Below are 12,573 nucleotides of genomic sequence, written 5' to 3'. Positions count from 1 at the left end.
CTGGAAATTTATTCTCTTTATGGGCTGGCGGTGCAGGGCCTCTTGGTGGGCAAAGGAAAGTTTAAGCCTAAAATTATTGAAGCTGCAAGCCGAATAACGGAAATGGTGAAGACTAAATTCACCCTGCTGCGGTGGGTAGATCAGTATACGGAATATGGCGAAATCAATTGATGGATGAGCCATTGTAACAATAATCCTTTGAAACTTGAAATAAACCGTATACGAATAAACACGGAGATTTCGATGGTGAAACCGAGCGACAATCTGGTGGATACGGTTTATTGCGACCTGCGGTCGAAGCTGCAGAGGAGCGCGATTTCCCCATCCGTTAGATTGGTTGACACGGAGATCGCCGCGACAAATGGGATTTCCCGCATGCCGGCCCGCGAGGCGCTGCTACGCCTGGTGGCGGAGGGCTATTTGATCGGCACCACGCGTGGCTTCGCCGTCAGGGAATTGTCGCTCGAAGATATTTCCGGGCTATTCGAGGTGCGGCGCCAGCTCGAGCCTCGGGCAGCCGCGAGTGCGGCCCGCGACATGACATCGGATATCGAGGAAGAACTCACCGCAGCGATGAACCGAGTAGAACAGATGCTCAACAGCGACGATATCTCGGGATTGCTGGCGGCGAATGTGGAATTTCGCAATGCCTGGCTGAAGGCAGTGTCGAACCCGCATATGGCGGCAACCATCTCCCGTTTCATGGATTATTTCCAGTCGGTGCGGCTCGGTACATTCACCGATCCCGCGACGGCTGAGCGATATATCGACGGCCTTTCCCGGATCTATTCGGCTTTTCTCGCCCGTGACCCCCTGATGGTCCAGGACCGCATGACGCTTTTCATGTTCGCGGCGGAGGAGGCCTATCTCTCCGTTCGCCGGCGCCAGTTGCAGGAAGCCGCGGAAACACGCCCCGGCCGAAGAAGAAACACCAGGAGAGGAACAGCATGATCAAGCAGCATCCGCTGAAAGGTCCCAGCAAACTGAAACTCGGCGTGTTTTCCGCCAATGCGGATGGTGGCCTGGCAATCACTGACGTGCCGGAGCGATGGCAGGCCCGCTGGGAGGACAATCTCAATGCAATTCAGATTGCCGATCGCGGCGGGCTCGACTTCTTCTTGCCGATCGCCCGCTGGAAGGGTTTCGGTGGCAAGAACAGGGTGCGGGAATGGTCCTTCGAAACGTTCACCTGGGCGGCAGGACTTGCCTCCGTTACGGAGCGGATCGGCCTCTTCATGACTGTGCATGTGCCGCTCGTGCATCCGCTTTATGCAGCAAAGGCGCTCGCGACCGTCGACCATATCAGCAGCGGTCGCGCCGGGCTCAACATCGTCTGCGGCTGGAATCCGAAGGAATTCGGTATGTTCGGTGTGCCGCTGGTGGAAAAGGGCTATGACCAGGCAGACGAATGGCTGCAGATCATGGAGCGTGCTTATGTCTCCGATGCACCCTTCGATTATGATGGCACTTATTATCAGCTGAAGGATGTCGTCAGTCGTCCTGCTAGTCTTCAGGCGCCTCGGCCGGTCACCATGAATGCGGCCTTCGGCGGGCCGGGCCGGGATTTCGCGGCCAAGAATTGTGACTATCTCTTTACAACCTTCACGGAGATTTCCGAGGCCGGAAAACATGTGGAGGACATCAGAAGGCGAGCGGACAAGCTCGGACGGGACGTTGGCGCCTACACGGTCTGCCACGTCGTCTGCCGTGAGAGCCAACAGGAGGCGGAAGACTATTACGAACGCTACGCTGTGACACTTGCCGACCACGAGGCGGTCGATGCGCATATGGCCGGCAAGAAGGAATTCTCTCAGTCGCATGACAAGGATGCCTACGACCGCTACCGCAAGCGGTTTGCCGGCGGTGCCGGCGGTTATCCGTTGATAGGCACGCCGGAGAAGATCGCCGAGGACATGATTGCAATTTCCGAGCAGGGTTATTCAGGCATCGCCCTGTCATTCGTGAACTATACCTATGAACTACCCTTTTTCTGTGATCGAGTGATGCCATTGCTCAGGCAAGCGGGGCTGCGAGTCGAATGACGATCAATTCCATTCATGATGAGGTCGAGGCAACGCGGCTTGCCTTCCGCGATGGGATGTCGCGGTTGGCCGCAGCAGTCAATATAGTGACAACCGATGGGCCGGGTGGCCTCGCAGGTTTCACAGCGTCTGCCGTCTGCAGCGTAACAGATAGGCCGCCGACGCTCCTCGTCTGCCTTAATCGGTCGAGTTCGGTGGCCGGCATGTTCGAGAGGAATCGGGTGCTTTGCGTCAATACGCTGGCGTCCGGTCACGAAGCAATGTCGAAACTGTTCGGTGGATCGACGCCGCAGGAAGACCGATTTGCTGTCGGCGATTGGATAATGAGCACCACCGGTTCACCGCGGCTGACGGATGCAATCGTATCTTTCGACTGCGAGGTGGAGAGCGCCATCGAAAGCGGGACGCATCACGTTCTGTTCTGCCGAGTCGTTGGTATCGCGCATGGCGCGGATGAGGAAGAAGCGCTCATTTATTTCCGCCGGCGCTACCATCACATCAAATGAAAGAGGTCCGGCGGAAGCGCTTCGGCCGGACCTCACGATTTCAGTTCGTCTTGGCGATAATCTCGCCAAGCACCTTGTCGAAGCGGTCGATCTCTTCCACCTTGTTGTAGTGGACCATGGAAACGCGCATGCAACCTGTTTCCATGGTCAAGCCAAGCCGTTTCATCAGGCGTGGCGCAAACATGTGACCATCGCGGCTGCCGATATTGTTTTTACCCAGTTCTGCGGCGATGTATTGCGGCGTTAGCCCCGGAATGTTGAAGCAGATGGTTGGGACGCGCTTCTCGATCTGACTTTCATCGGAAATCCCATAAATCGCAGCACCATGCTTCTTGAGAACCGCGAGCATCTTTTTTGACAATGTCTGTTCGTAAGCTCGGATTGCGCCCATGGCGGCTGCGATTGCATCACGGCGGGAATGTTGACCTGCGCCCAAGAATTCGTGGCCGATCTCTTCGAGATAACGAACGGCGGCGTCCATGCCGGCGACGTTTTCATAGGTGAAAGTGCCGACCTCGATCTTGTAAGGGGGCACGTTCGGGATGAAATCCTCCTTGAACGTCGGCAGTTTGACGAGCGCGTCGTAGCGGCCCCAGAGGAACCCCATATGAGGGGAGAAGTTCTTGTAGCCGGAGCAGACAAGATAGTCGCAATCCCAGGCCTGCACGTCGATCAATCCATGTGGGCCGTAATGCACACAGTCGAGGAAGACCTCAGCCCCGGCCGCATGGGCAAGCTTGCCGACGGTTGCGACATCGACGATGGTGCCGATCGAATGGGCTGTGACCGTGCAGGCAACGAGGCGTGTCCTGTCGTTCAAAAGCGGGTTCAGATCATCGGTGTGCAGCATGCCGTCATCGCGCATTTTCCACCAGACGATCTTGGCGCCCTCGGCTTCGAGCGCCAGCCAGGTGGCGATGTCGGCGTCATGGTCCATGTCGGTGACGATGATCTCGTTACGCTCCTGCAGCATCTTGGCGATGCCGAGGCTGACGAGCCGGATGAAGGATGTGGCATTGAGGCCGAATGAAATCTCCTCCGGTCGGTAGGCGTTCACAAGAATGCCGACGCTGATACGGGCGTTTGCAACCGTTTGATCGACGCCCTGACTGTGCAGATAGGGCGCCATGCGCTGCACGTTACAATCCACGAGATGATTCGCGACCGCATCGACTACCGCCTGGGGTACCTGGGCGCCGCCGGCATTTTCGAAGAAGATGAAGTCCCGGTATTTCTGTAGTGCCGGAAACTTGGCTCGAATCTTGTCGACTGGAAAAGCCTTGGCGATGTTGTCGCCGGCTGAAACGCGCGTATCCATGGAATTCTCCCGGGTATCGGATTGGAGGAAGGCGGAAGGTGACAAAAACCTCTCCTCGAGTTATCTTCGTCGCCGACACATGAGCATTTGATCAAATCCTAGGTGTTTTATTGTGCCGACAGCATTTGATCAAGGAGAGAATCGCTTCGAGAAGAAGCTTGCGCACACGGGCAATTAGGCTTGAAGAGCAAGGCCTCTTATGCGAGGCCTGGTTGTGATTCGACGGATAGCAGAGGGTAAAAATGGCGGATACCGGGCTTTCGAAGGTGACGTCGCGGGTGACGGTTCAGGACACGGTCTACGAACAGTTGCGCCGTGCGCTGATGTGGGGTTCGTTTGCTCCTTCCCAGGCCATTACCATCTCTTCGCTGGCAACCGAGTTCGGCACCAGCCACATGCCTGTGCGCGAGGCGCTTCGGCGGCTTGCCGCGGAGAACGGGCTGGAGATCGGTCACAATGGCTCGGCGCGAGTGCCGGCCGTTTCACGTCAACGACTTGACGATCTGTGCCAAGCGCGAATCGCGCTTGAGGGATTGGCGACTGAACTCGCGGCGGCGCGTGTGACCAACGAGGACATGGATCGGTTGGAAGCGCTTGCCCGGGAACATGAGGAGACCGGCAAGGCCGGTGACGTCTACGGTATGTTGCGCAAAAACCAAGCCTTCCATTTCAGCATTTACGAAATGTCGGGCTCGGAGGTGCTGCCGCAACATATTGAAATGTTGTGGCTGCGTTTTGGCCCCTATATGCGGATGCTGACCAACTATGTGGAAAGGGAATTCGACAAGGGTGTCGTTCATCCCTTCTCCTCCTATCATTTCCAAATCGTCGCGGCATTGCGCGAGCGAAACGGCGTGCTCGCCCGGGAAATGATGGTGGGCGATATTCTCGCGACGCAAGTGCTGCTGCGAGATATGTGTTCGGAATAATCCCGGCGGTATCGCCGGGATCATGCTCATTCAGTCAGCAGATCACTGACCGAGACCCAGCAAGGCGAGATACTCCACCGAAGCAGGTATCTTCGACTTGTCCTTGATCTCAACGATCAGGCGCGGATTGTTGGTGAGATCGGCAAGCGCGGCGAAGACAGAACGCCAGAGGATATTGCCTTCGCCGAGCGCCCAATGGCGGTCGGCATAACCATCAGCATCCTGCAGGTGGACGTGGTGCAAGCGATCGCCGGCGGCCTTCACGTAATAATCAACCGGTGGCGCGCCTGTGGAGCCGTGGGCATAATGGGCATGGCCGGTATCGATCGAAACGGCGACGGCCGGGGAGTTGAAACTATCAGCGAGCGCAACGCGGGCGTGCTGGTCAATATCCTCGATGTTTTCGAGAACGATCACAACACCTATGTCTTCCGCCTGCTTGACGGCATCGCGCATAGTGAGATGCACGTATTCGAGCACCCGGTCGCGCTCGCCCTTGTTGTTGTCAAGATTGTTGTAGGACCAAGTGGAATAGGGGCTATGGGAAACCATCTGGGTCGCGCCGATGGCAGCGCAGACATCGAGGCCCTGCCTCATGCGTTTGGCGACGACAGCACGGATATCCGGATCCTGTGAAGCGATGGTGAAGCCCCAGAACGGACCGTGGATGCCAAGGCGGCCCTGGTAGCCGTTGAGCAGCTTCCTGGCGCGCTCGGCGAGTGCCGCCCAATCGCCGTTCAGGACGTCCGCGGTAGTGAAGTCCTGGAGCTCGAGATCGCGCTGCTTGTCAAAGAGCCAGTTGCGATGGATTTCGAGTTCGTCGAGCGTCATGGCGGCGCCGATCACGGGAGGGGGAGACATGAAAACTCCATCAAACAGAAGAGATGTCGGGAAGTGGAACTGGAAGAACGCCCGGGGTATCGGGTCCATGACAGGGTTTTGTGTCGCCAATATTACATGTGTAACACGAAACTGCGAAACTCGTATCCGATGTCAATTTCTCATCTCAAGCCGCGGTCGATAAATCGGCCGCGGCTGTTCTTTTGTCCGCTGAAGATGTGACAATGGGCCATCGACCGATTTTCGGGGAGCGGAACTTGGCTCGCAAACTCACCACTTGAGTTTTTGCAGTTGTCCCGCTAAATCTCACGCCACCAGGACCGGGCCCCTCTGGCAGTTCATATCTGAGCTGTGATGTCGGACTGGAATTGTCCAACTTAGGTGCCTGGTGTTCGTGGAGGTCATCCGACAGAAGCGGTGGCGAATTCTACGGCAGGCAGGAATGCCAGCCGTATGCACCCCGTCGAATTGTCTTCACGACATAGGCACGCCCGCGCTTTTAAGAGATTGGGTGCCAAATGATGGAATTTTTCACGCCGGAGGCGTTGTCCGCCCTCCTGCAAGTTATCATGATCGACCTCGTGCTTGCCGGCGACAACGCGATCGTCATCGGCCTTGCCGCCGCCGGCCTTCCGAAAGAACAGAGAACGAAGGCGATCCTAGTCGGCATCATCGCAGCGACCGTTCTGCGCATAGGCTTCGCGCTCGCAACCACGCAACTCCTGCAGATCGTTGGACTATTGCTGGCCGGCGGTATCCTTCTTCTCTGGGTTTGCTGGAAGATGTGGCGCGAACTGCGCACGCCTCACCACCAAGAGGAAGAAGCGAGCGAGGCGCTTGAAGAGACCGATTTCAACAAGGACGGAACGATTGCCGGAGGCGCTCCGCGCAAGACTTTCGCCCAAGCCGCATGGCAGATCGTTATTGCCGACGTTTCCATGTCGCTCGATAACGTGCTTGCGGTTGCTGGTGCCGCTCACGAACATCCCGAGGTTCTCATCTTTGGTCTGATTCTGTCCATCGCGCTGATGGGGGTTGCCGCGAGTTTCATCGCGCGCCTGCTCAACAAGTATCGCTGGATCGCGTATGTCGGTCTTGCCGTCATTCTCTACGTTGCACTTGAGATGATCTGGCGCGGCGGGATCGAGGTCTGGGGTGAGGCGCAGGCCTTCGTGCCGGGTCTCGGTACCTGATCTTTCTGGCGCGGCGGTCCTTTCGCCGCGCCTTTCCCCTGGCGCGTGTTCGTTCCCATCTTCTCCGGCGCCAACCGCTTTTCCCATCTCAACCAAAACTTATGCCGCGGCAGTAGAACCTATTCGTCAGGTCGCCGATCTGCTTCTATGTCTTCACAAAGCCGTGGCGCCTCGGGTGCCGGGCCGCGTCGAGGTGGAGGACGCGGCTGCGATTTTGGAGGAGAATACGCCTCTCCACCGGGCGCTGGTGAACGACCACCTAGGAAAAGCCATGACCGAACCCTGTTATGATGTCGCCCATCTGGGCCATGTAGAACTTTATTCAGACCGGTTTGACGAAACGCTCGATTTCTTCGTCCGGGTCTACGGACTTACCGAAAGCGGCCGTGAGGGAAACAGTGTCTATCTTCGCGCTTATGACGACTATGAATTCCACACGCTGAAGCTCACCAAGCATCATACGACCGGCGTCGGCCATATCGCCTATCGTACTTCTTCTGCGGAAGCGCTGGAGCGACGCGTCAAGGTAATCGACGAAATGGGTTGCGGCGTCGGCTGGATCGATGGCGACCTCGGCCATGGTCGGGCCTATCAGTTCAAGAGTCCGGACGGCCATCTCTTCGAGCTTTATTACGACACCAAGGAATATGTCGCGCCGCCGGAAGAAAAGCCGGCGCTCAAGAACATTGCCCAGCGCTACCACGGCCGCGGCGCATGCCCGCGCCGCCTTGACCACGTCAACTTGCTCGCCGCCGATGTAAGCCTGGTCCGCGAGTTCATGACCAAGGCTCTCGGCAGCCGCGTCACTGAAATGATCCAGCTCGACAACGGCCGTATCGGCGGCTGCTGGTTCACCATCAACAACAAGACCTATGACCTCGCCTGCTCCGAGGACCACACTGGTGCTCATGGCCGTTTCCACCATGTCACATATGCCTGCGACCAGCGCGAGGACATCCTGCGCGCCGCAGATATCTTCCTGGAAAACGGCGTGCATATCGAATCCGGCCCGCACAAGCATGCGATTCAGGGCACATTTTTCCTTTATGTCTGGGAGCCGGCTGGCAACCGAGTCGAACTCGCCAATGCCGGTGCGCGGCTTATCCTGCGTCCGGACTGGAAGCCCGTCGTCTGGACCGAGGCTGACCGCAAGAAGGGACAGGCGTGGGGCATGAAGACGATCGAGACCTTCCATACGCACGGCACCCCGCCAGTCTCCCAAAAGTAAGAGCAAGAGGCATTTCCATGGCAAAGACAGCATTGGTCATCAGCGCCCATTCGGCCGATTTCGTCTGGCGGTGCGGCGGTGCGATCGCCCTTCACGAGGAGAAGGGTTATGAAGTCACCGTCGTTTGCCTTTCCTATGGCGAACGCGGTGAAAGCGCCAAACTCTGGAAGAACCCGGGCATGACGCTGGAAAAGGTGAAGACCGAGCGCCGCAAGGAAGCGGAAAACGCCGCGAAGGCGCTCGAGGTTACCGATATCCAGTTTTTCGATCTTGGTGATTATCCGCTCGTCGTGGATCAGGAAGCCAAGTTCAAGCTAGTCGAAGTGATCCGCAAGGTTCAGCCGGAATTCATGCTCTCCCATTCCAGATGGGATCCCTACAACACCGACCACATGTATGCGACGCAGGTGGCGCTCGACGCGCGCATGATCGCCCAGGCCTGGGGCCATAATCCGGGCGAGAAAATTCTTGGCGCGCCGCAACTCTATCTTTTCGAGCCGCACCAGACCGAACAGATGGAGTGGAAGCCGGACGTCTTCCTCGACATTTCGCCCGTCTGGGAGAAAAAGTGGGCGGCTATCCAGTGCATGGAAGGCCAGGAGCACCTGTGGCATTATTACAAGAATGTCGCCGAGAACCGGGGCAACCATTTCATGCGCAATTCAGGCGGCCAGTCCGGCGGGCGCAAGCCGACCCATGCCGAAGGCTTTCAGTCGGTCTTCCCGCGTACTGTGGATGAACTCTGATGTCGGTCGTCGTCCAGAACATCGAGCGTGCGGATCAGTCGGTCATCGACCGGCTGGCCGGTTGCGGCGTCGCTACAGTGCATGAAGCGCAGGGCCGAAAGGGCCTGCTCGCCAGCTATATGCGGCCGATCTATCCGGGCGCGCGTCTTGCGGCGAGTGCCATCACGATCTCTGCGCCTCCCGGCGACAACTGGATGCTGCATGTGGCGATTGAGCAGATCAAGCCGGGCGATATCCTGCTGCTCGCCCCGACGAGCCCCTGCGAGGATGGTTATTTCGGTGATCTCCTCGCAACGTCCGCCCAGGCGCGCGGCTGCAAGGGCCTGATCATCGATGCGGGCGTCCGTGACGTGGTCGATCTCACCGCCATGAAGTTCCCAGTCTGGTCGAAGGCGGTCTATGCCCAGGGTACCGTCAAGGAGACGCTCGGTTCGGTCAACATCCCGGTTGTCTGCGCCGGCGCCTATGTGCGGCCGGGCGACGTGATCGTTGCCGATGACGACGGCGTCTGCGTGGTTGCCCGCGAGGAAGCCGAAGCGGTTGCCAAGAAGGCGGAAACCCGGGTCGCCGCCGAAGAAGACAAGCGCAAGCGGCTCGCGGCTGGCGAACTCGGCCTCGATATCTATAACATGCGCGGCAAGCTCGCCGAAAAGGGCTTGAAGTACATTTAAGCGTGCGTTTTTGCGTCATCCTCGGGCTTGTCCCGAGGATCTACTGACATCGGCCGTCGCAGATCCTCGGGTCAAGCCCGAGGATGACGGCGGAGAAGGTTGAAACCTTTTCCGCCATACGCGGCAGCGAAAGTTGCTTCTCCTTTTCCGACAGGGGAGAAGAGGAGGTTGGAGAATGACTGACACTGAAACCGGCGTCCGCTGCATGTGGATGCGTGGCGGCACCTCCAAGGGCGGATATTTCCTCGCCTCGGACCTGCCGGCCGATCGCGACGACTTCCTGCTGCGGGTCATGGGTTCGCCCGATCCCCGCCAGATCGATGGCATGGGCGGCGCCCATCCGCTGACGTCGAAGGTGGCGGTGGTCCGGAAATCCGAGCGGGAAGGGGTCGATGTCGACTATCTCTTCCTGCAGGTCTTCGTCGATCAGCCGATCGTCACCGACGCGCAGAACTGCGGCAATATTCTCGCCGGCGTCGGGCCTTTCGCCATCGAACGCGAGCTGGTGCCGGTCAAGGGCGACAAGACCGAAGTCTCGATCTTCATGGAAAACACCGGGCAGATCGCCATCGCGACGATCGAAACGCCCGGTGGCCAGGTGACCTACAAGGGCGACGCCCGGATCGACGGCGTGCCGGGCACGTCCGCGCCGGTGCCGATCGTGTTTGCGGATACGGCCGGCTCCTCCTGCGGCGCGCTGCTGCCGACCGGAAATGCGGTCGATGTAATCGATGGCGTTGCCTGCACGCTGATCGACAACGGCATGCCCTGCGTCGTCATGCGCGGCGATGTGCTCGGCATTACGGGCACGGAAAGCCCCAAGGATCTCGAAGCAAACCAGGAATTGCGGGCGAAGCTGGAAGCGATCCGCCTGAAGGCTGGGCCGATGATGAACCTCGGGGACGTCACTAAGAAATCCGTTCCGAAGATGACGATGGTCTCGGCGCCGACAGCGGGCGGGGCGATCTCGACGCGCACCTTCATTCCGCACACCTGCCACGATGCGATCGGCGTGCTCGGCGCGGTCAGCGTTGCGACGGCCTGTCTTCTGCCGGAGGGCCCGGCTTCGGAACTGGCCGTTATTCCTCAAGGTGACGAAAAGCTGCTGTCGATCGAGCATCCGACCGGCGAGATGAGCGTCATCGCCACCATGAAGGACGGCGAAGTCTATCGTGCAGCGGTGCTGCGCACCGCGCGCAAGCTTTTCGACGGTACGGTTTTCGGCGACTGAAGATAGGACACAGATATGAGGATCGCATTTCTGGGTTTTGGCGAAGCGGCACGCGCTTTTCACGACAGCCTGGCGCCGAAGCTCGGAGACGGTGAGTTCCGTGCCTATGACCTCCTGCTCGACAATGCCGACAAAGCGAGCGAAATGCAGGCGGCAATGACGACCCGTGGTGTCCGGCCGGAAGCGTCGCCTGCCGGTCTTGCCGATACCGAATGGATCTTCAGTGCGGTCACCGCCGACCAGAGCCTCAAGGCTGCCCAGTCCATCGCGCCGCATCTCGGCCAGGGCGCCCTCTTGATCGACATCAACTCGGTCTCCCCCGGCCGCAAGCGCGAGACTGCCGCGCTGATCAACGAAACGGGCGCCGACTATCTCGACATGGCCGTGATGGCGCCAGTCCATCCGAAGGGCCATGCGACCCCCGTTCTGATTGCCGGCAAGAGTGCTGCCGGGCTTCTGGAGCGCTTGCGTGATTTGGGCTTCAGCGCCGATGTCGCCGGAGAAGCCGTGGGCTCTGCGACGGCCATCAAGATGGTGCGCTCGGTATTCGTAAAGGGCCTGGAAGCGATTACCGTCGAGGCGCTGCTGGCGGCAGAGGCGTCGGGCTGTTTCGAGGAAATCCTGGCTTCGCTTTCCGGCAGCTTTCCGGGGCTCGACTGGTCTAAATTCCCGGATTACCAGTTTGAGCGCACCACCCGCCACGGTCGCCGCCGGGCTGCGGAGATGCGCGAAAGCGGCGTAACGCTCGACGCGCTGGGGCTGAACGGCGGTCTTGCCCGCGAGATCGCCGCCGTTCAGGACGAGATGGCGGCAAGCGGCGTGAAGCCGGCGGCCGATCTCAGGGACACCGTTGCGCGGGTTCTTTCAGCTCGGCGGCAAGGCAAATAAGCTCGTCTCTTCAGTGCGTTCCTTGTATACGCGCTGATCTTTTCCGCTTGAAATACCGTCCGTCATCCACAGCCTGAACCCCTGTATACATGAGGCTTGGCCAATCCATCAGATGTGGCTAAGATTTGTGATCGGCAGGCGGAAGTTGCGCGCCCTGTCCGGACAAAGGTGCGGATTTGGAAGAGACCTCGAGAACGACCCACACGATGCGCGCGCTGATGGAGCTGCGCAAGAAGATCCTGAGCGGCGATTATCCCGGCGGCACCCGACTTTTCGAGGTGTCGCTGGCCGAAACGCTGCAGATTTCCCGTACACCGGTACGCGAGGTGATGTCGCGCCTTGCTGAAGAGGGACTGCTTGACCGTCTGGCGAATGGCGGTTTCGTGGTGCGAAGCTTCACTTATGCAGACGCGGTCGACGCGATCGAACTGCGTGGCGTATTGGAAGGAACCGCGGCGCGGCTCGCTGCCGAGCGCGGTGTTTCTCAAGCCGGATTGGACCAGCTTCGGGACCTTCTGGCGCGGCTTGAGGAATGTTTCGGCCAAGCATTGGATGAGGTGGATCTGGAAGCTTATTCCGAGGCGAATGCCAAATTTCATGCAGGCCTCGTTGAACTTTCCGGAAGCACGGTGATCCAGCGCGAAGTCGACCGTGCCACGCGGCTTCCCTTCGCTTCGCCTTCGGCGTTTCTCTCCGGCCGGGCACATGTAGTCGCCTTCCGTCAATCCCTTCACATCGCGCAGGACCAGCATCGTTCGCTGGTGTCGGCGATTGCTGGCCGGGAAGGTGCGCGGGCGGAATTCATCGCTCGCGAACATGCGCGCATTGCCCGCAAGAACCTCGAATATGCCGTCTTCGAGGATCCGGAATTGATGCTGACGGTTCCGGGCCTCGTCCTCCTCAATTCCTGACCGGTTCGTCACGAGTTTTCCACTGAACGGAAGCCTTCGGTTTACCAATCCGAGGGCGACTGTCAGCCTG

The 12,573-nt window shown here is 59.0% G+C and carries 13 protein-coding genes; 11 read left to right on the top strand and 2 right to left on the bottom strand.

The genetic code is table 11. The features are described from left to right. The first annotated feature begins 243 nt into the window (after positions 1–243). From QEO92_RS22285 to QEO92_RS22275, 3 genes are read left to right on the top strand one after another with little or no spacing between them, the layout of a single operon-like run. Entirely contained in the window at positions 244–951 is a 708-nt protein-coding gene (locus tag QEO92_RS22285) for a GntR family transcriptional regulator (RefSeq protein ID WP_227704470.1), read from the top strand. Beyond that, positions 948–2,042: an LLM class flavin-dependent oxidoreductase gene (locus QEO92_RS22280; protein ID WP_037156467.1), complete on the top strand. Its 1,095-nt coding sequence runs from the start codon at positions 948–950 to the stop codon at positions 2,040–2,042. Before QEO92_RS22285 ends, QEO92_RS22280 begins: the two co-directional genes overlap by 4 nt. After that, the gene (locus QEO92_RS22275) at positions 2,039–2,548 is read left to right on the top strand and encodes a flavin reductase (RefSeq protein WP_280107471.1); all 510 of its coding nucleotides are present in this window, start codon (positions 2,039–2,041) and stop codon (positions 2,546–2,548) included. The genes QEO92_RS22280 and QEO92_RS22275 overlap by 4 nt, the downstream gene beginning before the upstream one ends. 40 nt (positions 2,549–2,588) lie before the next feature. On the opposite strand, the gene QEO92_RS22270 is transcribed toward QEO92_RS22275, so the two are convergent. Further along, entirely contained in the window at positions 2,589–3,866 is a 1,278-nt protein-coding gene (locus tag QEO92_RS22270) for a cysteine desulfurase-like protein (RefSeq protein WP_227704469.1), read from the bottom strand. Positions 3,867–4,108: 242 nt separating this feature from the next. Between QEO92_RS22270 and QEO92_RS22265 the strand changes: the two genes are divergently transcribed. Next, complete coding sequence (locus QEO92_RS22265) at positions 4,109–4,795, top strand: GntR family transcriptional regulator (RefSeq protein ID WP_227704468.1); 687 nt, start codon at positions 4,109–4,111, stop codon at positions 4,793–4,795. A gap of 42 nt (positions 4,796–4,837) precedes the next feature. On the opposite strand, the gene QEO92_RS22260 is transcribed toward QEO92_RS22265, so the two are convergent. Continuing rightward, on the bottom strand, positions 4,838–5,656 hold the full coding sequence (locus QEO92_RS22260; protein ID WP_227704467.1) for a sugar phosphate isomerase/epimerase family protein: 819 nt from the start codon (positions 5,654–5,656) through the stop codon (positions 4,838–4,840). 497 nt (positions 5,657–6,153) lie between these two features. On the opposite strand from QEO92_RS22260, the gene QEO92_RS22255 reads away from it, so the two are divergent. From QEO92_RS22255 to QEO92_RS22225, 7 genes are all read left to right on the top strand, one after another. Next, on the top strand, positions 6,154–6,828 hold the full coding sequence (locus QEO92_RS22255) for a TerC family protein (protein ID WP_227704466.1): 675 nt from the start codon (positions 6,154–6,156) through the stop codon (positions 6,826–6,828). A 271-nt stretch (positions 6,829–7,099) separates the two neighbouring features. Then, positions 7,100–8,056: a VOC family protein gene (locus QEO92_RS22250; RefSeq protein ID WP_227704465.1), complete on the top strand. Its 957-nt coding sequence runs from the start codon at positions 7,100–7,102 to the stop codon at positions 8,054–8,056. A 17-nt stretch (positions 8,057–8,073) separates the two neighbouring features. Further along, entirely contained in the window at positions 8,074–8,802 is a 729-nt protein-coding gene (locus tag QEO92_RS22245; protein ID WP_227704464.1) for a PIG-L deacetylase family protein, read from the top strand. Then, entirely contained in the window at positions 8,802–9,473 is a 672-nt protein-coding gene (locus QEO92_RS22240; RefSeq protein ID WP_227704463.1) for a 4-carboxy-4-hydroxy-2-oxoadipate aldolase/oxaloacetate decarboxylase, read from the top strand. The genes QEO92_RS22245 and QEO92_RS22240 overlap by 1 nt, the downstream gene beginning before the upstream one ends. Before the next feature lie 175 nt (positions 9,474–9,648). Beyond that, complete coding sequence (locus tag QEO92_RS22235; protein WP_227704462.1) at positions 9,649–10,704, top strand: 4-oxalomesaconate tautomerase; 1,056 nt, start codon at positions 9,649–9,651, stop codon at positions 10,702–10,704. 15 nt (positions 10,705–10,719) lie between these two features. After that, positions 10,720–11,592 carry an NAD(P)-dependent oxidoreductase gene (locus QEO92_RS22230; RefSeq protein ID WP_227704461.1) on the top strand — a complete coding sequence of 291 codons (873 nt, stop codon included), beginning with the start codon at positions 10,720–10,722 and terminating at the stop codon, positions 11,590–11,592. Between the two features lie 176 nt (positions 11,593–11,768). Then, positions 11,769–12,503, top strand: a complete 735-nt coding sequence (locus QEO92_RS22225) for a GntR family transcriptional regulator (protein ID WP_407721752.1) — start codon at positions 11,769–11,771, stop codon at positions 12,501–12,503. Positions 12,504–12,573 lie beyond the last annotated feature (70 nt).

It is taken from the genome of Neorhizobium petrolearium, assembly GCF_029854435.1.
In the GTDB taxonomy this organism is placed as follows: Bacteria; Pseudomonadota; Alphaproteobacteria; order Rhizobiales; family Rhizobiaceae; genus Neorhizobium; species Neorhizobium petrolearium.
This window is presented reverse-complemented; position numbering and strand designations above follow the sequence as displayed.